This is a genomic window from Litoreibacter janthinus (assembly GCF_900111945.1).
GTDB classification, from domain to species: Bacteria; Pseudomonadota; Alphaproteobacteria; order Rhodobacterales; family Rhodobacteraceae; genus Litoreibacter; species Litoreibacter janthinus.
Map to the genome: position 1 here is coordinate 1011599 of NZ_FOYO01000001.1, position 20282 is coordinate 1031880.

At 58.6% G+C, this 20282-nt stretch carries 22 protein-coding genes; 9 read left to right on the forward strand and 13 right to left on the reverse strand.

Annotation, left to right across the window (positions count from 1 at the left end):
- Positions 1-21: 21 nt before the first annotated feature.
- Positions 22-807 (reverse strand): 3-oxoadipate enol-lactonase, encoded by a 786-nt coding sequence (pcaD, locus tag BM352_RS05115; protein WP_090213343.1) that lies wholly within the window; start codon positions 805-807, stop codon positions 22-24.
- 152 nt (positions 808-959) lie between these two features.
- Here pcaD and BM352_RS05120 point away from each other — a divergent pair, with 152 nt between their 5' ends.
- Entirely contained in the window at positions 960-2048 is a 1089-nt protein-coding gene (locus BM352_RS05120) for an alcohol dehydrogenase catalytic domain-containing protein (protein ID WP_090213346.1), read from the forward strand.
- Positions 2045-3274 carry a mandelate racemase/muconate lactonizing enzyme family protein gene (locus BM352_RS05125; protein WP_090213349.1) on the forward strand — a complete coding sequence of 410 codons (1230 nt, stop codon included), beginning with the start codon at positions 2045-2047 and terminating at the stop codon, positions 3272-3274. Before BM352_RS05120 ends, BM352_RS05125 begins: the two co-directional genes overlap by 4 nt.
- Here BM352_RS05125 and BM352_RS05130 read toward each other — a convergent pair.
- The 5 genes from BM352_RS05130 to BM352_RS05150 form a co-directional block, all read right to left on the reverse strand.
- The gene (locus BM352_RS05130; RefSeq protein WP_090213351.1) at positions 3264-4034 is read right to left on the reverse strand and encodes a FadR/GntR family transcriptional regulator; all 771 of its coding nucleotides are present in this window, start codon (positions 4032-4034) and stop codon (positions 3264-3266) included. The two genes, BM352_RS05125 and BM352_RS05130, sit on opposite strands and share 11 nt — an antisense overlap.
- Before the next feature lie 104 nt (positions 4035-4138).
- Positions 4139-4783 (reverse strand): YiaD family glycine zipper/OmpA-like lipoprotein, encoded by a 645-nt coding sequence (locus BM352_RS05135; protein ID WP_090213354.1) that lies wholly within the window; start codon positions 4781-4783, stop codon positions 4139-4141.
- A 125-nt stretch (positions 4784-4908) separates the two neighbouring features.
- Complete coding sequence (locus tag BM352_RS05140; RefSeq protein ID WP_090213357.1) at positions 4909-5544, reverse strand: YiaD family glycine zipper/OmpA-like lipoprotein; 636 nt, start codon at positions 5542-5544, stop codon at positions 4909-4911.
- 151 nt (positions 5545-5695) lie between these two features.
- Positions 5696-6583, reverse strand: coding sequence for a methylated-DNA--[protein]-cysteine S-methyltransferase (locus BM352_RS05145; protein WP_090213359.1), 888 nt, complete (start codon positions 6581-6583; stop codon positions 5696-5698).
- A 68-nt stretch (positions 6584-6651) separates the two neighbouring features.
- Complete coding sequence (locus BM352_RS05150; RefSeq protein WP_090213361.1) at positions 6652-7335, reverse strand: Hint domain-containing protein; 684 nt, start codon at positions 7333-7335, stop codon at positions 6652-6654.
- Between the two features lie 141 nt (positions 7336-7476).
- On the opposite strand from BM352_RS05150, the gene nth reads away from it, so the two are divergent.
- Both nth and BM352_RS05160 read left to right on the forward strand, forming a co-directional pair.
- Positions 7477-8133: an endonuclease III gene (gene nth / locus BM352_RS05155; RefSeq protein WP_090213364.1), complete on the forward strand. Its 657-nt coding sequence runs from the start codon at positions 7477-7479 to the stop codon at positions 8131-8133.
- The gene (locus BM352_RS05160; protein WP_090213366.1) at positions 8126-9121 is read left to right on the forward strand and encodes an adenosine kinase; all 996 of its coding nucleotides are present in this window, start codon (positions 8126-8128) and stop codon (positions 9119-9121) included. The genes nth and BM352_RS05160 overlap by 8 nt, the downstream gene beginning before the upstream one ends.
- An 83-nt stretch (positions 9122-9204) precedes the next feature.
- On the opposite strand, the gene BM352_RS05165 is transcribed toward BM352_RS05160, so the two are convergent.
- Positions 9205-10128 carry a sulfite exporter TauE/SafE family protein gene (locus BM352_RS05165; protein ID WP_090213368.1) on the reverse strand — a complete coding sequence of 308 codons (924 nt, stop codon included), beginning with the start codon at positions 10126-10128 and terminating at the stop codon, positions 9205-9207.
- Positions 10129-10216: 88 nt separating this feature from the next.
- Positions 10217-11035: a sulfotransferase family protein gene (locus tag BM352_RS05170; RefSeq protein WP_090213370.1), complete on the reverse strand. Its 819-nt coding sequence runs from the start codon at positions 11033-11035 to the stop codon at positions 10217-10219.
- 156 nt (positions 11036-11191) lie between these two features.
- Between BM352_RS05170 and BM352_RS05175 the strand changes: the two genes are divergently transcribed.
- The 5 genes from BM352_RS05175 to BM352_RS05195 all read left to right on the forward strand — a co-directional run bounded on the left by BM352_RS05175 (position 11192) and on the right by BM352_RS05195 (position 16884).
- Complete coding sequence (locus tag BM352_RS05175; protein ID WP_090213372.1) at positions 11192-12769, forward strand: DUF5928 domain-containing protein; 1578 nt, start codon at positions 11192-11194, stop codon at positions 12767-12769.
- A gap of 4 nt (positions 12770-12773) precedes the next feature.
- Entirely contained in the window at positions 12774-13145 is a 372-nt protein-coding gene (locus BM352_RS05180) for a histidine triad nucleotide-binding protein (RefSeq protein WP_090213375.1), read from the forward strand.
- A 267-nt stretch (positions 13146-13412) separates the two neighbouring features.
- Complete coding sequence (locus tag BM352_RS05185) at positions 13413-13592, forward strand: zinc-finger domain-containing protein (RefSeq protein ID WP_090213378.1); 180 nt, start codon at positions 13413-13415, stop codon at positions 13590-13592.
- Positions 13592-16378, forward strand: a complete 2787-nt coding sequence (gene polA / locus BM352_RS05190; protein ID WP_090213380.1) for a DNA polymerase I — start codon at positions 13592-13594, stop codon at positions 16376-16378. Before BM352_RS05185 ends, polA begins: the two co-directional genes overlap by 1 nt.
- A complete protein-coding gene (locus BM352_RS05195; RefSeq protein ID WP_217642982.1) occupies positions 16375-16884 on the forward strand; it encodes a GNAT family N-acetyltransferase in 510 nt (169 codons plus the stop codon). The genes polA and BM352_RS05195 overlap by 4 nt, the downstream gene beginning before the upstream one ends.
- A 98-nt stretch (positions 16885-16982) precedes the next feature.
- Here the strand turns inward: BM352_RS05195 and BM352_RS05200 are convergent, their stop codons facing one another.
- The 5 genes from BM352_RS05200 to BM352_RS05220 all read right to left on the reverse strand — a co-directional run bounded on the left by BM352_RS05200 (position 16983) and on the right by BM352_RS05220 (position 20263).
- Positions 16983-17462, reverse strand: coding sequence for a hypothetical protein (locus tag BM352_RS05200; RefSeq protein WP_090213382.1), 480 nt, complete (start codon positions 17460-17462; stop codon positions 16983-16985).
- Between the two features lie 8 nt (positions 17463-17470).
- Positions 17471-18406, reverse strand: coding sequence for a glycoside hydrolase family 19 protein (locus BM352_RS05205; RefSeq protein ID WP_090213385.1), 936 nt, complete (start codon positions 18404-18406; stop codon positions 17471-17473).
- Positions 18399-19076 (reverse strand): hypothetical protein, encoded by a 678-nt coding sequence (locus tag BM352_RS05210; protein WP_139229787.1) that lies wholly within the window; start codon positions 19074-19076, stop codon positions 18399-18401. Before BM352_RS05210 ends, BM352_RS05205 begins: the two co-directional genes overlap by 8 nt.
- Before the next feature lie 162 nt (positions 19077-19238).
- Positions 19239-19517: a DUF2798 domain-containing protein gene (locus tag BM352_RS05215; RefSeq protein WP_090213394.1), complete on the reverse strand. Its 279-nt coding sequence runs from the start codon at positions 19515-19517 to the stop codon at positions 19239-19241.
- A 158-nt stretch (positions 19518-19675) separates the two neighbouring features.
- A complete protein-coding gene (locus BM352_RS05220; RefSeq protein WP_090213397.1) occupies positions 19676-20263 on the reverse strand; it encodes a DUF1285 domain-containing protein in 588 nt (195 codons plus the stop codon).
- Between the last annotated feature and the right edge of the window lie 19 nt (positions 20264-20282).

Consider the following 20282-nt stretch of genomic DNA (forward strand, 5'->3'; position numbering starts at 1 on the left):
ACCCCGCCTGCGAGGCAAGGTTTACGTATGGCCAATATCACTCAAGAATTGTGTCAGAAGCGTCGCATAAATATCTGGCTGTTCAACACAAGGCAGGTGTCCCGCGCGGCGGATCAGCTTGAACTGGCTGCCAAGGATCAGGTCCGCTGTTTCGCGCACCAGATCGGCAGGTGACGCGCCATCGTCACTGCCCGCAATGGCCAGCGTAGGCAGTTTGAGCGCTGCTGTCGTCGTGTAGAAGTCAGTGCCTGCGATTGCCGCACACGCCCCAAGGTAGCCCTGCTGCGGCGTGTCGGTCAGCATCTTGCGCCAATTCGCGAGTTCTGGCGTCTTGCGAAACGCGGGGGAAAACCACCGCTCCATCACCGCGTCCGCCATGCCTTCAATTCCGCCAGCCTCGATCATGGCCATTCGGTCTTGCCACATTGCTGCGTTGCCCATCTTGGCGGCCGTGTTGGACAGCACCAGTGCACGGACCTGATCCAACCGCTTGGTCGCCAGCCCTTGCGCGATCATGCCGCCGATGGAGAGGCCCACGAACACGCAGTCGCGGACCTTCAAATAATCCAGCAAAGCTTCAGCGTCGCGGATCAGCATTCCCATGGAATAGGGCGCGTCCGGCACGTCTGATGCTCCATGCCCACGCATGTCATAGCGGATCATACGCAAGTTTTGCGGCAGCAACGGGATCACTTTGTCCCACAAAGCGATTGACGTGCCCAAGGAGTTCGAAAAGACAACGGGCGCGCCGTTCGGGTCGCCGTCCTCGACGACGTTTAGCGTGATATGTCCTAGGTCTATCTGCATCATAAACGCCTTTCGGTATGTCCGAACTTTTCTAGCGGGAAGCATAAACCAGAACGAAAATGACCGACAGATGCGGAAATTTCGAATAACGCTCTTGCGAAACGTCAACTTCGCAGGTTGTCTTCCGGAACAACATTTCCCGAGGGCCACCCATGACCAAAATCAAAGCCGCTGTTTGCCACGAGTTCGGCGCCCCACTTCGTATCGAAGAGGTAGAGCTTCGTGCTCCTCAGGCCGGCGAAGTTGAAGTGGACCTTGAGGCCTGCGCAATCTGTTTCTCCGACATCTCATATCTGGACGGCGGCTGGGGCGGTAACTTACCCGCGGTCTATGGTCATGAGGCCGCTGGCCGCGTCTCGGCGCTGGGCGAGGGAGTCCGCGGACTGGAAGTCGGTGACACGGTGCTGGTGACATTGATCCGGTCCTGCGCGACATGCACGCCGTGTGCCTCTGGTGTTCCAACCCAATGCGCCACGCCCTATGACCGCATGGCGGGCCCTCTGTCCATGCCGGATGGCAGCGCCTTGGAGCACGGGATGGCGTGTGGCGCCTTTGCGGAACGTGCGGTGGTGGACCAAAGCCAGATCGCTAAAATCCCTGACGCGATGCCAATGGACGCGGCATCGTTGCTGTCTTGCGGGGTCGTCACCGGGGTTGGCGCTGTGGTCAACACGGCCAAGGTGCGTCCTGGGCAGAACGTGGTTGTAATCGGGGCAGGTGGCGTAGGATTGAATGCGATCCAAGGCGCAGCCATTTCGGGCGCAGCGCGGATCATCGCTGTTGATATGACCGCCGAAAAGCTGGAAGTCGCCAAAGAGTTCGGCGCGACCGATGGCGTTCTGGCCACTGATCCGAAGCCATGGGCGCAGGTGGCCGAGATCACCGGCGGTCGCATGGCTGATGCGGTGATGGTCACGGTCGGCGCGATCCCAGCCTTCGAGAGTGCGCCGCGCTTCCTTGGATCGGGTGGGAACATGTATCTTGTAGGCATGCCCCATTCAGGCCAGACAGCCAGCTACGAGCCCGTGATCTTCGGCGCGTTGGCTCAAGGGATGAAAGGCACAAAGATGGGCGATGTCGTGCTGAAGCGCGACATCCCTTGGCTGGTGGACCTTTACAGTCAGGGACGCCTGAAACTTGACGAACTGGTCTCCGGCCGCTGGTCGCTTGACCAGATCAACGAGGCGATTACCGACACGCGCTCCGGCGCGGCACGTCGCAATGTGATTATGTTCAAATGAAACTCCAGAACCTTCAGATCATCGTAACATCCCCTCCGGCGCCGGGCTGGGGCGGGCAATATTGGATTTTCGTCAAGCTGACGACAGCCTGCGGCATTGAAGGCATTGGAGAGGTTTACGCCTCCGCTGTTGGACCTGACGCAATGCGCGCGGTGATCGAGGATGTCTTCGGGCGGCACATGGAGGGGGAAAACCCCGAGAACGTCGAGTTGATGTTCCGCCGCGTGTATTCTTCCGGCTTCACTCAAAGGCCGGACCCGACTGTGATGGGCGCGTTTTCCGGTTTGGAAATGGCATGCTGGGATATCCTTGGCAAAGCGCGTGACCGGCCGGTATGGGCCTTGCTTGGCGGCAAGATGAACCCGAAAATCCGCGCTTATACCTATCTTTACCCGCTGCCCCATCATGATTTGACCGAGTTCTGGACCTCGCCCGAAATGGCGGCAGAGGCAGCCGTGGACGCGGTCAATCGCGGCTATACTGCGGTGAAATTCGATCCTGCCGGTCCCTATACGATCCACTCCGGCCATCAGCCCGCGATGTTCGACATCTCGCTCTCTGTGGCATTTTGCAAAGCCATTCGCGAGGCCGTCGGCGACCGCGCGGATTTGCTGTTCGGCACGCATGGGCAGTTCAACACATCGGGTGCGATCCGTCTGGGGCAAGCGATAGAACCCTATTCACCCCTATGGTTCGAAGAGCCGTTGCCACCGGACAACCCACTGGAATTCGCTGAGGTCGCAAAGGCCGTGCGCATCCCAATTGCGGCGGGCGAACGCCTCACGACAAAGGCAGAGTTCGCAACCTTGCTGCGCACCGGCGGGGTAAAAATCCTTCAACCTGCTTTGGGTCGGGCAGGTGGCATTTGGGAGATGAAGAAGCTCGCCGGATTGGCCGAAGTCTTCAACGCTGAAATGGCCCCGCACCTCTACGCGGGGCCCGTCGAGTGGGCAGCGAATATCCATCTGGCGACGTCGATCCCCAACTTGCTGATGTGCGAGACCATTGAGACGCAGTTCCATGCGGATCTGATCGGCAGCGCATTGAAGGTCGAGAACGGCTACATCACGCCGCCGGAAGCGCCCGGTTTAGGTGTCGTGTTGAACGAGGAACTGGCGTTGCAAAATCCGTTCACCGGCACGGGGCTGCATTTGCAGATGCAGGAAGAGCCCTGCGACTACCAAAATGGTAATGCATTCGCCGGTGGGGCACCGCTCAAGGCTTAGAGTTTTCGTGCTCCAAGCGCTGCTTTGCAATGGTTTCGTTCTGCTCGGCTTTCAGGCTGTCCGACAGGCTTGCTTCGACATAGTTCAGATGCGCCTCCACAGCGGCACGGGCGCCGTCTTCGTCGCGGGCAAGAAGGGCTGTGTTGATGGCGCGGTGCTGTTCCAGCAACGTGTCGCGGGTGGTGCGTTGTTTGAACATCATCTGGCGGTTGTAGAACACGCCTTCGCGCAGCATCTGGAACATCGCGCGCATCATGTGCAGCATGATGACGTTGTGGCTGGCCTCAATAATCGCAAGGTGAAATTCGGCGTCAAGTTGCGCTTCTTCTGCGGGGTTCCGTTTGGCATGAGCGACCTCCATCTTGCGGTAGATGGTGTCGACCACTTTCAGATCGGTATCCGACCCCAGCCGCGCTGCACGGGCAGCTGCTAGCCCCTCCAGATCGCGGCGGAAGGATATATAGTCAAAGACGGCTTCCTCATGGTCTGCGAACAACTGTACCAAAGCGTCTGAAAAGGCGGCACCAACCACTTCGGCGACATAGATTCCAGCACCTGCTTTTGTCGCCAGAAGCCCGCGCTCTTGCAGGTTGGCGACGGCCTCCCGCAGCGACGGGCGCGAGACCCCCATCTTGTCGGCGAGTTCGCGTTCTGACGGTAGTCGCTCGCCAGGTTTGAGAATGCCGCGCAGGATAAGAAGCTCAATCTGGCGCACAACGGCGTTCGATAGTTTTTCAGCTTCGATTTTTTTGAACGGCATGAATTCACCCTTTGAATTGGTAAATTTATATGACCAACCAAGGCGTTTCACAACAAAAAACGGCCCCGGATCAGGGGGCCGTTCTATGCTTGATGTTCGAAATCCTAAGCCGCGTTAGGGCGGATCACGATATCAACGCGGCGGTTTTGGGCGCGACCTTCCTCGGTCACGTTCGACGCGACAGGGCGCGTTTCGCCTTGCCCGTAGGACCGGATGCGCGACGGGGTGACGCCCGCATCCTCAAGGGTAAAGGCCACGGCTTGCGCGCGACGTTCCGACAGTTCGTAGTTGTAGCTGTCCGAGCCGGTGTCATCGGTGTGGCCGACAATGTTGACCGTCGTGTCGGGGTAGTCTTGCAAATTACCAGCGAGTGCGCGCAGGTCTGCCTGAAGATCATAACGCAGGTCAGAGCTGTTCACGGCAAACAGCAAGTCTTGCGGCATGGTGATCCGCAGCTCGTCGCCCGTGTTGACGATATCGATGTTTTCGTTCGGGATGTCGCGGCGCAAATCTTCGGCCTGCTTGTCCAGCTGGTGTCCAATCACGCCACCGGCTGCAGCACCAATGCCTGCGCCGACAATGCCCTTAAGCAGCTTGTTGTCATCACTGGATGCGCCAATCAGCCCGCCGACTGCGCCACCGATGATGGCGCCGGTTTGGGACTTGTTGGCTTGTGAAATGCTATCTGTAGTACATGCGCTGACAGCAAGCGAAACAGCCGCAAGGGCTGCGATAGGTTTGATCGTCATGGTACCTGCCTCGGTATGTGGGTCCCGCCTTTTCGGCGTGGGTTATGGGCAGATATTAGGCCAAATAGACGCGTCTGTTAAGGGGGAAGCGTTGGCCGGCGGAAACATGCCGCCGGCCTGTTCGTTTAGGAGTAGGGGCGAATGATAATTTCGACCCTACGGTTCTGTGCGCGGCCAGCGCTGCTGTCGTTCGACGCGATCGGCTGGCTTTCACCTTGGCCGCTGGTGCGCAGGCGTGCGCCCGAGACCCCGGCGTTGCGGAGCACGAAGGATACGGCTTCGGCGCGTCGCTCGGAGAGGTTCTGGTTGTAAGACGCATCGCCGGTGCTGTCGGTGTGGCCAACAATGATCACATCGCTGTTCGGGTAGTCATTCAGGTTGCCCGCAACGGCACGCAGATCGGCCTGAAGGTCTGGACGCAGGCGCGTGCTGTCCGTCGCAAATAGCAAGTCCTGGGGCAGCGTGACCCGCAATTCAGAGCCGGTATTCACCACGCCCACATTGTCGTTGCCAATGTCGCGGCGCAGATCATCGGCCTGTTTGTCCAGCTCGTTGCCGATGGCACCACCCACAGCGCCGCCGATGGCAGCACCGATGATGCCGCGCTCCAGCTTGTTGTCGGAAGTGGAGTTCGCACCCAACGCGCCACCGATGGCAGCGCCGATCAATGCGCCGTTCTTGGTGCGTTGGTTAGGAGTTGATGCCTCACAGCCAGCAAGGATCATCGCGGCGGCAGGCAGAGCAAGTAAAATAGGTTTCATGGATACAAGTCCTCTCTTGGCCGCACAGATGCGGCGCTTATGTTACTAACGTCGGCACTGCTGCATTTGTTTCAAGAGGACAGAATAAATCTCCGGCAGGTTCCCGCCGGAGATGTCACGGTATTGAAATACTTGGCGGTCAGGCTGCTGGTTACATGTCCGTTTTTGCGGCTTCATAAGCGAGCATGGCACGTTTGACGGGCAAGCCCCAATGATAGCCCCCAAGGCCGCCTGATTTGCGCAACGCGCGGTGGCAGGGGATAAGCCAGCTGATCGGGTTGCGCCCAACGGCGGTGCCGACCGCACGCACAGCCTTCTTGTGGCCCACTGTGCTCGCAATCTCCGAATAGGTGGTGACATGGCCGGTCGGGACGGCGAGCAAAGCCTCCCAAACCTTGATCTGAAAGGGCGCGCCGATCAGGTAAAGCGGCGGTTGCTCTGCACCGGCCGCATCCGCACCGAACGCGGCCATCGCCCAAGGGCGTAGCATCATCGGGTCCTCGACATAGGTCGCTTTGGGCCAGCGCCCGACCAGATCCTCCATCGCGGCGGCCTCGCCGGTTTCTGCGCCGAACGCGATGCCGCATATGCCCTTATCGGTCCCCATGACCAAAGCAGGTCCAAAGGGGCTTTCGAACCACCCCCAGAAAATTGTCAGACCCTCACCCTTACGGGCGAATTCGCCGGGGCTCATCGCCTCCCATTTGACAAACAAATCATGCAAGCGTCCGCTTCCTGAAAGCCCCACGGCGCCGGAGGTTTCCAGCATGGTGAACCGTTCCTCAAGCAGCGATTTTGCATGTCCGAGGCGCAGATATTGCTGCAGGCGGCCCGGCGAAACACCAGCCCATTTACTAAAAACCCTTTGAAAATGCGCAGAGCTCATTTGCATCTCTTGCGCCAGCTGGTCGAGCGAAAGGGGCCCGTCTTGATGTTGGTCAATCGCTTCGATGGCGCGTTTCACCAGACCGTAGTGATAGCTGGCTTCCGCGCGGGCAGCGTGGTCATGGGCGGTGATATGATCTGGGTTATGTTCCATGCACCCAATCTACGGTGCGAAATCAATCCTATCGACCCGCTTTTTGCGCTTTCTGAAAAGGGGCGCCGTTATCGTCGCCGATTGCCCGGTTCGGTGACGATCATGCTGGCCAAATCCAGCCCAAGTCCCTGCGCCTCCCACGGTTGGAGACAGCCTGTTGCAGGCCGGGTATGTACCGTGCGGTCAATGGCCAGCTTTCCAAGCTCGTCGGCGGCCTCGTCATCAAGGCAATCCGTCGCTTCCGGGGTCATTTGAAAGCTCTCCACCCAAAAGCCGTTTGCACGGATAACCTGCGGGCTGTTCAACACCAGCAGAGAACAGGACGTGGCACCGGGCGCGAGAGGCGCGAAGTGACCGGTCGCAGCCTCTAGATCGCAAGCCTCCGCAAGGACTGTGTCCAACCCAAAGTTCAACTGTATTTGCCAGCCGCACAGCAGGACACGATGGCGGGCAGCCAAAACGGTGACGGGCTGTTTGCGGCGGTCTGCGATAGGGCGTGGCGCCAGCCTGACTGCGGCGACGTCTTCAGGCGCATGACGCAGGCAGTCGCGCCCGATCCAGCGCACAGGTTGGAAGTCGCCCTGATAGGTTAGAACCCGATCGCCCGCACGAAGCCATTCCACGGGAATGTCGCCCTCATCACATGTAATCAGGGTGCCTGCGCCGAAACCCGATATTGGCAAACGCGCAGCCGCCGAGGGCCGGAAAAGACCTTCAGGCTCCATCGCGTCGGGTTTACGTAGTTCTGCCATCTCTACTCAATTAAGTTCGTGACAGGTCTGAATGCCGCCAAAAGGGTAAAGCGCCGCTGAATTGCGCCGCGACCTGTTTGTAAAACTTGAAAGAGTTGGCAGCCTCTTGCCCGCGCGAAGGCGACGGGGCATACCGCGCACATGACCACGCCCGCCAAACAGCTCGATTACCACACGATCCACGAGATTTTCTCGCGCTTCGCTGCGTCTGACCCCGAGCCCAAGGGCGAGTTGAACCACGTCAATGCCTACACCTTGGTTGTCGCTGTGGCACTTTCCGCGCAAGCGACCGATATCGGAGTGAACAAGGCGACCGAAAAGCTGTTCCAGATCGCCGACACCCCCCAGAAGATGCTGGATTTGGGCGAGGACGGGCTGATCGAGCACATCAAGACCATCGGCCTGTTCCGCAACAAGGCCAAAAACGTCATGAAGCTGAGCCGGATACTGGTGGACGAATATGACGGCGTGGTGCCGTCATCGCGCGCGGCACTCGTGTCGCTTCCCGGCGTTGGTCGCAAAACCGCCAATGTGGTGTTGAATATGTGGTGGCACTACCCGTCGCAGGCCGTGGACACTCATATCTTTCGCGTCGGCAACCGCACCGGCATCTGCCCCGGCAAGAATGTCGATGTCGTCGAACGCGCAATCGAGGACAACATCCCCGTTGAGTTCCAACAACATGCGCACCACTGGCTGATCCTGCACGGGCGCTACGTTTGCAAAGCCCGCAAGCCCGTCTGTAACAACTGCATCATCCGCGATCTCTGCACCTCTGAGGACAAAAACTATGAGTAAGAAATTCCAAGTCGTCGGCATCGGCAACGCTATGGTCGACGTGCTGTCCTCCACCTCTGACGCCTTTCTGGCCGATAATGGCATCGAAAAAGGCATTATGCAGCTCACCGATCGTGCGCGCGGCGTGGAGCTGTATGGCCTCATCGGGCCAGCCAAGGAAATCTCCGGCGGATCGGCTGCCAACACCATTGCGGGCATCGCCCATCTGGGCGGAGACACGGCCTATGTTGGCAAGGTTAAGGACGACCAGCTTGGCGCTATCTTTGCTCACGACTTGCGGGCGCAAGGTGCGGTCTACGAGACTCCGCTCGCACCTGCGTCGCACGAGGCCGAAACTGGCCGCTGCATCGTTCTGGTGACCCCGGATGGGGAGCGGTCGATGAACACCTACCTCGGTGTGACCGAGTTCCTTGGACCCGAGGATATCGACGACGCGCAGATGGCGCAGGCTGAATGGATTTATCTTGAAGGCTATCGCTTCGATGGCCCGCAATCTGTCGCCGCGTTTGATAAGGCGATTGCCGCCTGTACAGGGGCCGGTGGCCGTGTATCGCTGACCTTGTCTGACCCGTTTTGCGTGGGCCGTCACCGCGAAGCGTTCCGTGCACTGATCCAAAACCACATAGATCTTTTGTTCTGCAACCGCGCGGAAATGCTGTCGATGTATGAGACGGATGACTTCGACGTCGCCTTGGCCAGAGCCGCCTCCGAGGTCGAAATCGTCGCCTGCACAGATGGTGAGGACGGCGCGCATGTGCTGTCGCACGGCCAGCGCTGGCACGCGCCGGCCATGCCGGTGCAGATCGTTGATGCAACGGGCGCGGGTGATTTGTTCGCTGGTGCGTTTCTTTGGGCGCTTACCAACGGGCACGACTTGGCGACCTGCGGGCGCATGGGATGCGTCGCGGCGTCCGAGGTTATATCGCACATAGGAGCGCGGCCCGAGGCCGATCTGAAGGCCTTGTTCAAGCAGCAAGGTTTGCTCTGAAACCCGAAAGCGCGCGCCTCGGACGATAACCGGGCGCCGCGCATTGTCAGCCCTACCGCATCGAAGCGCGGTTCTAGCGGTGTTCAGGCGCGCTTTAGTGTCGAGACAGAGAACAACTCGGAGGGGTGGAGCACCAAATCCAGCCCCAGCTTCAGGCAGACCCCGAGAACGAGCAACGCCAACAGAATGCGGAGCTGTTCAGCTTTCAGCCGCAGGCCGATACGAGCACCGATCTGTGCGCCGACCACGCCGCCTACGAGCAGCAAAACAGCCAGCATAGTATCGACCGTGTGGCTGTTATAGGCGTGCATCATCGTGGTGTAGGCCGATACGAAGAGGATTTGGAAGAGCGAGGTGCCGACCACGACTTTGGTGGGCATTCCCAGGATATAGATCATCGCAGGTACGACAACGAAACCGCCACCGACGCCCATAATTGCTGAAAGCACACCCACAAAGAAGCCGACAAGTAAGGGTGGGAAAATCGAAATATAGAGGCCTGACGAGCGAAAGCGCATTCGCAACGGCATGGCATGAACCCAACCGCCGCCGGCGCGCTTGCGTTTTGGCCTGGGGCCTTGCGCCTTTGATTTGCGTATGGCGTTCAGGCTTTCGATGAACATCAACGCGCCGATCAACCATAGGAACACGACGTAAAAGAGATTGACCAGAAGGTCGACCTGCCCAAGCTCAAGCAACATACTGAATATGTAGACGCCAACCGTTGAGCCTGCGAGGCCGCCGATCATTAACGCCGTGCCCATCGGAAAATCGACCGTTCGGCGGCGGATATGCGTCAGGATCGCTGAGAACGACGATGCGACGATTTGGTTGGCCGATGTGGCGACGGCGACAGCGGGTGGTATTCCAATGAAGAACAGGAGCGGCGTAATCAGGAAACCGCCGCCCACCCCGAACATGCCCGAGAGCAGACCGACAATCAGTCCGATAGACAAAAGAAGCGGACCGTTCACCGAAACTTCGGCTATGGGCAGATATATTTCCATTGGTCCCGAACTTGCGGCGTTGGATGCATGTCGCACCTACGCCCAAGCCATCACAGGATCAAGTGGCCGGGTCGACCTTGCCGGACACTTAGTCGCCCAGCTTGGCGTGCACTTCGTCCAAGTCGATCTCCCCGATGGGCATCTTGTTGCCCGGGTTCTCGAAGTCATATTTGAACAGGTTGAAGTCACGCTTGTAGATCTCATAGACCAGATGCATCGACAGGTCGTCGAAGTAGTCTTCGATCGGGTGGGCGCGTTTCGGGCCGTGGCCTTCGCTTTCGTTGAAACGCGGGATCGTCGCCACATCCACCTTATGCTTGGTCTCCACAGCATCCATCACCGACTGCATGCCTTCATTGAAAGTCTCGGTGAAGAAGATGTTGTCATAGCGCCCGCCATTCACAATGAAGGTCGAGATATGGCCGGACATCGCGGACCAGTGGATGTCAGGGTCCATCGGACGGCGCCAGCGGATGGTGTCACGCGCAAACAGCAAGAATCGGCGGAACGACTCGATCTGGTCAAACTCGAAACCGGTATCCGGGTCACCGACTTCGATCCCGTATTTTTGCACGAGCAGCGGCACGAGATTGCCGCGGTAACGTTTGCCGTTGCGTTGAATGCCGCAAATCTTGTCGAAGAACGACGACAGGATGCGTCCATAGGGGTTGCGCACGCAGGTGAACGAATAGCTCTTGTGAGATTTCACGTTCTTTTCGATCTTCGGCTGGCTGGCCTCGATGGCCCATTTATGCATCTTTCCAGTGGCATCGTGGATGTCACCGTCAAAGAAATCACCGTGGTCCGAATAATACATGATTTGGCCGATGGACGAGCATGCGCATTTGGGCACCACACGGTACACCATGCTCTCGCTTTCCGTCATCCAGGTTCCTGGAAACCCCATACTGCAGTCCTCGTTCTTGTACCAACTGGCCGATTGTTTACGTTTTAGCCACAATTGCGCCTACAAATGCAATCTCAGACTGTTTAAGCAACAGTAGCTAAGGTTATGTAGGCAAACCTAAAAGAGTTTTAAGACGGGACCGGGGTTAATATCCAGATGGCAAAAATCGCCTTCATTCTGCTGTGTCATAAAGACCCCGGTGCGATTATCGATCAGGCGGAGCGTTTGACTGCGGCCGGTGACTGCATGTCGATTCACTTCGATGCCAGTGCTGATTCCGTGGCCTACAAACAAATTCGTGACGCCCTCGACGACAATCCTAACGTGGCATTTGCCAAAAAGCGCATCAAATGCGGTTGGGGGGAGTGGTCTTTGGTTCAGGCGACCCTTCACGCGATGAGCGCAGCCGTAGAAGCATTTCCGCGCGCTACACATTTTTACATGCTGTCGGGCGACTGTATGGCGATCAAGTCCGCCACCTATGCGCATGAGTTTCTGGATTCCAGCGATGTGGACTACATCGAGAGCTTTGACTTCTTCGCGTCGGACTGGATCAAAACTGGGATGAAGGCTGACCGCCTGATCTACCGTCATTGGTTCAACGAACGGGCACGCAAATGGCTGTTCTACACATCCTACGAGTTGCAAAAAAAGCTAGGGTTCACCCGGGAGATTCCGTCCGACCTGCAAATGATGATCGGTTCGCAATGGTGGTGCTTGCGGCGGCGCACTGTGGAATGGGTGCTGGATTTTACCCGTGACCGCCCCGATGTCATGCGCTTCTTCAAAACGACATGGATCCCCGACGAGACGTTTTTCCAGACACTTGTGCGCCACTTGGTGCCCTCCGCCGAAATCAAAACACGCACGCTGACCTTCTTGATGTTCACCGACTACGGGATGCCGGTGACATTCTATAACGATCACTATGACCTGCTGCTCAGTCAGGATTTCCTTTTCGCACGCAAGGTGTCCCCGGACGCGTTGGAGCTGAAAGAGCGGTTGGGTGATCTCTACGCGTCCGAGCGGATGGATTTCCAAACCTCGAACGAGGGGCTGACGCTGTTCAAGTTTCTCACCGGACGGGGCCGGATTGGTCGGCGCTTCGCCCCGCGCTTTTGGGAACGCGAAAGCTCGCTTGGCCGGGAGCGGGAGCTGATGGTCATCGCCTGCAAGAAATGGCACGTGGCCAAACGTCTTCTCAGTCGCATTCTGGACCACACGCAGCTTAAGGGCGCGGAATACCTGTTCGACGAGGAAGGGTCCGTTCTGCCTGATCTTGGCGGTATCCAGACGACACTTGATAAACGAACACGGCACCGTCGTGCCCTTATGCGGCTGCTCTATGATCACTACGAGCAAAACCGCATGGTGATCTGTCTTGACCCGTCCAATCTGGACCTGTTGACCGATCTGTTCTCGGACAACTCAACCACGCGCCTGCTAGAGATCGAATGCCGCTTCGAGGATGAATACCTGCTCGGCCACGCCAAACGGGTGGGGCTGGCCGGTGAAATGACACCTCAGGACACGATCGACCGCTTGCTGCCCACCGTTCGGCAGAACTTCCTGTTCGAGAGCGATCAAATCAAGGACGCTGACTTTCCGAACTATTTCAAAATATCCGAAAACGTGCACCGCAGTGAGAACATTGCGCCTTTGATGGCTTTCCTTGATGTATCCGAGGAAAAAGCCAGAGAAATATTGAACATCGACTATCTGTTTGAGGACTAACCCCATGGCCTACGCCTATGACGACCAAAACATCTTCGCGAAAATCCTGCGCGGTGAGATTCCCAACGACACAGTTTACGAAAACGGTCAGGCGCTGGCCTTCCGTGATATTTCCCCTGCTGCGCCGACCCATGTTTTGGTGATCCCGAAAGGGCCTTACGTGTCGATGGACCACTTCACCCAAGAGGCGTCCGAGGAGGAATTGGTCGGCTTCATGCGTGCCATTGGCGAGGTGTGCCGCCTCGAAGGCATCAGCGACGAAGGCTTCCGTGCGATTTCCAACACCGGCCATAACGGCGTGCAAGAGGTGCCGCATCTGCATGTGCACATCATCGGCGGTCGTCCCCTTGGCAGAATGTTGATGAAGCCAGCCTGATAGCTCGCGCGGACCGTCTAACCCCTCAGTCTTCTGCGCTCGGGCGTTGAGCTAGGACGCAGCTTTCTTGGGTCCGCATCGCCGCCGCGTGAGTCTTGACGGACTCCGTAGATCTTCCGCTACAGCATCGAACAGCAAAAGCGCGATAATTCACATGTCGTCCCTGACAAATTTCCCAACGCACAACCCTCAGTCGGCTCTTGTAGGGACGGGTGGGGGCGTTATGATTGCGCCCTCGGATTTACTCTTGGAATGGGACGATTCACGATGGCCACCGCTGCCCCTGAGACTGTTTATGTGGACACCACGCGCGTCGCGTGTGACGGCGGCGAAGGGGCATTGGGCCACCCGCGCGTTTGGCTGCAAATCCCCGAAGCCACCGGCTTTGTGGAATGTCCGTATTGCGACAAGAAGATCGTCCACAAGGATTTTGAGGGCAAGGTCTAGTGGGTTTTGGCAAGGGCTGCCATCTTCACCTGATTGACGGCTCCGCCTTTATCTTCCGCGCCTACCATGCTTTGCCACCGCTGACGCGCAAATCCGACGGGTTACCGATTGGGGCGGTGTCGGGCTTCTGCAACATGTTGCAGCGCTATGTTGACGGCAATACCGGCCCCGACGCCCCGACCCACGTCGCGGTGATCTTCGACAAGGGCAGCCACACGTTCCGCAACGACATGTATGACCTCTACAAAGCCAACCGCGAGGCTTTGCCAGAGGATTTGCGCCCGCAAATGCCGCTCACCCGTGAGGCGACGATCGCTTTCAACATCGCCTGCGAAGAGATGGAAGGCTATGAGGCTGACGACATTATCGCGACGCTGGCAGTTCAGGCCCGCGAATTGGGCGGTCGTTGCACGATCATCTCCAGCGACAAGGACTTGATGCAGCTTGTTGGTGGCGGTGTCGAGATGCTCGACGCCATGAAGAACAAGGTGATTGGAGTTGAAGGCGTTGAGGAGAAATTCGGCGTCGGCCCCAACCGCGTGGTCGATGTGCAAGCGCTCGCCGGCGACAGCGTTGACAACGTGCCGGGTGCGCCGGGCATCGGGGTCAAAACCGCCGCCCTGTTGATCAACGAATACGGCACGTTGGAAGAACTGCTCGACCGCGCCGAAGAGATCAAGCAGCCCAAACGCCGCCAAGTCCTGATCGAGCATCGCGCGCAGATCGAACTGTCCAAACGCTTGGTGCAGTTGGATGAAAATACGCCGCTGACCTTCTCGATCGACGATCTCGAGGTGCGCGACCCCGATCCTGACAAACTGCTCGAATTCCTCGCGAAGATGGAATTCCGCACGCTGTCCAAACGGATTGCCGACAAGCTGGGCGCCGAGGCACCTGTGATCGAAGACACGGCTCCGCCCGCCGCCGACGCACCGGAAATGCCGGAGATGAAGGATGCAACCTACGAGACGGTGCGCACCGCGTCCGAGCTGCAAAATTGGATCGATCTTGCCTATGAGCACGGCCATGTCGCCGTGGACACGGAAACCACCGGTCTGAACGAAATGATCGTTGATCTGGTTGGCATCTCACTTTGTGTGAACGCGGGGCACGCCTGCTATATACCGCTGGCCCATAAAGACGGCAGCGACGATTTGTTCGGCTCCGACGCGCCCGCCGAGGGGCAAATGCCGCTGCAAGAGGCGCTCGATCTGCTGAAGCCAATGCTGGAGGATGAAAGCATCCTCAAGATCGGCCAGAACATGAAATACGACGCCAAGATTTTCCACCGCTACGGGGTGGATTTGGCCCCTTTCGACGACACAATGTTGATCAGCTACGCGCAGCATGCGGGCTTGCACAATCACGGCATGGATGCGCTGTCCGAACGCTATCTGGGTCACACGCCGATCCCGATCAAATCGCTGCTGGGCACTGGCAAAAGCCAGATCACCTTTGACCGCGTACCAATTGACGAGGCCACGCCCTACGCCGCCGAAGACGCCGACATTACCTTGCGCCTGTGGCAAATTCTGAAGCCGCAACTTCACCAGAAAGGCGTCGCGACGGTTTACGAAACGCTTGAACGCCCACTGGTCCCCGTGCTGGCCCAGATGGAGCGTCACGGCATCAAAGTCGACCGCGATACCCTCAGCCGCATGTCCAACGCCTTCGCGCAGAAGATGGCGGGGCTCGAGGCTGAAATTCATGAGCTGGCAGGGCAGGACTTCAACGTCGGCTCCCCCAAGCAGTTGGGCGAAATCCTGTTCGACAAGCTGGAGCTTCCAGGCGGCAAGAAGGGCAAGACCGGGGCTTACTCCACCGGCGTCGATATCCTTGAAGACCTCGCGACAGAGCACGAGCTGCCCGGCAAAGTTCTGGACTGGCGGCAGCTCAGCAAGCTGAAGTCCACCTACACCGATGCGCTGCAAACCCACATCAACGCCGACACGGGGCGGGTGCACACCAGTTATTCCATCGTGGGGGCCAACACAGGGCGCTTGTCGTCGTCGGATCCGAACCTGCAAAACATTCCCGTCCGGTCCGAGGAAGGCCGCCGCATTCGCGAGGCGTTCGTCGCCGAACAGGGCAATGTGCTGGTCAGCTTGGACTATTCCCAGATCGAGCTGCGCATCCTCGCCCACGTCGCGGGCATCGACGCGCTGAAGCAGGCCTTCCGCGATGGTCACGATATCCACGCCATGACCGCGTCAGAGATGTTCGACGTGCCTCTGGATGAAATGACGCCAGATGTGCGCCGCAAGGCCAAGGCGATCAACTTCGGCGTAATCTACGGCATCTCCGGCTTTGGGCTTGCGCGTAACCTGCGCATCCCTCGGGCCGAGGCACAGGGGTTCATCGACCGCTACTTCGAACGCTTCCCAGGCATCCGCACATACATGGACGAGACCATCCAGTTCGCCAAAGACCATGGCTACGTGCAGACGCTGTTCGGGCGCAAGATTAACACGCCCGAGATCAACGCCAAAGGCCCCGGTGCGGGCTTCGCCAAACGCGCCGCGATCAACGCGCCGATCCAGGGCACCGCAGCCGACGTCATCCGCCGCGCCATGATCCGAATGCCAGATGCGATCAAGGATTTGCCTTGCAAGATGTTGCTTCAGGTCCATGACGAACTGATCTTCGAGGTGCCGGAAGGTTCCGTCGATCAAACCATCGAGGTGGTGCGCGACGTGATGGAAAACGCCTCCGATCCGGCGGTGAAATTCGATGTGCCATTGGTGGTGGATGCGGGGCAGGGCGCAAATTGGGCAGAGGCTCATTGAGCCAGCTTTCAGGCATATCATTACGGCCTGAACGCCCCGACGACACCCAAACCATCCGCACCCTGACGGAAGATGCATTTCGCCCCAAAGCGTTCAGCGACGGAACAGAAGGGGCATTGATCGAAGCATTGCGCAAAGCATCTGCTTTGACGATTTCGACCGTCGCCGTGGAGCGCGGAGAGATTGTAGGGCATGTCGCCTTCTCCCCCGCGACCGTGGGACAGCTTACGGATTGGTTTGCTCTTGGCCCGATTGCCGTGCGCCCAGACCGTCAGCGGTGCGGAATTGGCAGCCTGCTCATTCAGGATGGCATTGACCGCTTGCGGCGCGACGGGGCACAAGGCTGCGTCCTGGAGGGGGACCCAAACTACTACAGCCGTTTCGGCTTCGTTACGGATGCAGGGCTGACCTATGGCGGCGAATTTAGTCGCTTTATCCAAGTCGTCCGCTTTTCAGGGCCCGGTCCGGCAGGTGAGGTTCGGTTTCACCCTGCTTTCAGTGCATGATGCGCAGCAGGGCTGACGATCCTGTTCGATCCGCGAGGGCCGTCTAAGCAACCGCTCACCGGCGACACACGACATGCAAAAAAGCGGCAGCGTTGCCGTCAGCAGTCTGGGAACATGACCGCGACGACGGATGCTGCGGGCAACAGGCCGCCCACGTCGCGCGAGAGTTCGTCGAAGGCATGGCCAAGGAGTTCGCCAGTCTCGAAGTCGAATCTGTAGCGCTCGTACATGATCGCGGACGTCGGGCCGCCAAAAATCAACTCGGTGCTGAGGACCACAGTGGTCTCGTCACAATGTATCACCTCTTCAACAGAGCTCAGGTAGGGCAGTTTGCCAGCCTCCAGTTCGAAGGTGCTTTCATGTCGCCACCGACCATCCGCGGGGGCAAGAACGATCAGGCCAGTGTTTTCATCCTCGGTTTCGCGAAGTTCAGATGTCCAGTCGGGCGTCGTCAGCCTGAAAAAGGGTCGACCCTCATCAGGTTCCACCCAGCTACGCGTCGAAAGAATGGTCACCGTTTCGGCAGCCAATGGCAGGCCGCTCAAAAGGGTCAATGTGAGAGCGATCGTTCGGAGCATAACCTGTCCTATTGCTGGTTGCCTCTGGGGTTGCGCGCCAGCCTGTTGCTGTCGATGAGCGTGCGGTTGAAGCAGATCTTCTTGTAAGTTTCCGCGTCAAGCACGGCACGCATATTGTTATAGCGGTTGGTGAAGCCCACGTCGCCATCCCAGCGGTTCACGACTGTGGAAATGGCGTCGGCGGTCGCGCGAGACCCGCCGCGGTCGGCCGTCTGCCCCAAATTGTGTGACACCCAAAAGTAGATGCCAGACCGCACTGCATATTTCGGATCGGTTAGCAGCAAGTCGGGATTGGCCTCGAAATCTACTGTTTGGCCCCAAAGCCGCGCGTGACCGGTGGTGAAGTCGGCATAGTTGGCGCGCCCAGTCAGCTGCTTGATCCCGCGACCGCGATAGCGCCAGCCATCGCCCGAGGCGATATCGCCATTGCCGATGCGATTTGCGTAGGCGTGGTTGGCAATGGCTTCCTGATCGGCGGCATGGGCACTGCTGCGCCCGTGCAAATCCGCCATGGCGGGATTATTGCCATAATAGCTGAACTTGGCCTTAAGGACTGCCACGCGGTAGTTGAGGTTCTCGGATTTCAGGATCCGTCCCGCCGTCTCTTGGCGGCATTGGCCATGGAAATGGGCCAAACGGAATTCGCTGTCGAGCTGACCAAACCCGATAGCCCAGTTCAACTCCTTCGCGGCCACTTCCAACTCGCTGGCAGCCGCGCGGTCAAACACCGTCCCAACCATTGCCGCCGTGATGACTTCGCAAGTTTCGCAATTTCCGGTGGGGCAGTCGGCGTCGGCATTGGATGCAGCGCCCGCTGCGTCGGCCGGGCGCGCGGTCGGGCGTAGCGATTGCGAGGGCGCTTGTTCAGTAGGCCCCAGATCGGCAGGCCGTGCTTGCGGTCTCGGGATGGTCGTCACCGGAGCAGGAATGGCGTGTTCAGTCATGCTGCTCTCCGGTCTGGATCAGGCGGTCGAGGTGACCCTGCAAAGCAACACGCATGACGTCTCGCCGCTCGTTCAAAGGTTTGTCCGTTTGCAGTGCCACATGGCCCCATTGGTAGAGAGGATCGCTGTCCCAAACGTGCCCGAACTGGACACTAAGCGCGAGGAAAGCCGTCGCGTCGCAAGCCTGCCCACCAGCGCTGATGACAGCGTTGTAAGGGCGCTCGCCAAAGGCGCGGAACTGCGGTCCTGTGACGTCCGAAAGGCTGTTCGGCCAGCACTGCGACACCAGCTCGTGGATCGTGCCGAAGCGCGGCGTGTCGGGGCAGGTCGCGTAGATATGTGACAGCGCGGCGCGCGTTGTCTGCACGCTGCGCAAGTCCGTGTCGCGCGCCTCCTGTATCTCGTCCACAAGTTCGAGCAGGAGATCAAGACCGACGTCCCCGATCAGCTTGCCATTCGCGCGCCGCACTCCAAGTGCGTCAATGCGACCTGCGAACAACGGGTTGTCGCAAAACGCCTGCCCAAGAAACATTCGTGCGGTCAGAAACTTCAGATGATCGCGCACGGTCGTCAGGCCTTGGTTAACCCCGTCGTCATAGGTGATGCGGGCCACGGTCCGTCTTGTGATATCGTCCAAATGGCAGCAAAGCGGCGCAAAATGTTCAGCCATGAAGGCGCTCGCCTGAGCGAGATATTTGTCTAATTGTTGCGCCTCAAGAGTTCGAAGCGCCTGATTTGGTAGAATAAAATTCATGGCTTAGACCGCCTTTAAATGACGGAAGTCTAGGGCAGCTCGTTGGGTTGCACAATCGGGAATACCGAACGCGCGGCTTCAGTTCTGAGCCTGCGATGGCGTCGATCGCTGAGCCGCGACGGGCACGGCTACCGGACATTTGCACCCGCGATACACCGTTTTGCGCACCAGCGGGCCAATGCTTGCCAGCACAATAAAGGCAGCGGGCCACGCAAAGATCCATGAACCCGACCAAACATGCATGAACGCCCCCGAGGCACCGACCATTCTAAAGGTCGCGACACCGCACACGAGCGCGGACATCAATGCCGAAGTGACGGCGCTAAACAACACATGTGCTAGCAATAAACGGGTCATGAAGCAGCTTTCAGCAGGGTTGAATGTCCGGCGCACGCTACGCCCAACGCAAAAGCGGAAATAGAGCGCAAGCGCACAGCAAGGGTGCGCCTGTGCATGTCACGACGCGTATGCCCTTGAACTATTTGACTATGCTGCTCCTCGTCACAGGAGCGTGTTTAGCCCTCAAGTGCCTCTGAGCGGATGATCGGGAAAAATTTGCCGCCCGACCAGACACCGAACCACTCGTTCCGGTGGACGCCCAGATCAACCAGTCTGTAGAAGCTCTTGCGGTCGATCAGCGCCTCCAGATTGCGCCGCACCAGCACATAGGGGCTAGGCTCCCCGTCGGCATCATAGGCCACGCGGATCGGGTGTTCCGGTCCAGCAACAAATTGGTCACCAACATGGGTCTCGAACGTCAGGTTTTGATCTTCCCCGTCGCCCGCCACGTCGAAATCAATCGCGACGAAAGGCGCGTCATCCACGATTATCCCGACTTTTTCGACGGGGGTCACAAGGAAGTAGTCGTCCCCGTCCTTGCGGATGATGGACGAGAACAGTTTCACCAATCCGGCCCGCCCGATGGGCGTTCCCAAATAGAACCACGTCCCGTCGCGCGCGATGCGCATATCAAGATCGCCGCAGAAGGGCGGATTCCACTTGTCGACCGGCGGCATTCCGCCTTTGGTGACCTCTTTTGCGGCAGCAGCGATGCTTTCCGCCGAGGGCACCTCAAGCTTTTGTGCGTCGGTTCCTTTTGCCATTCTCTTATTCCGCCATATC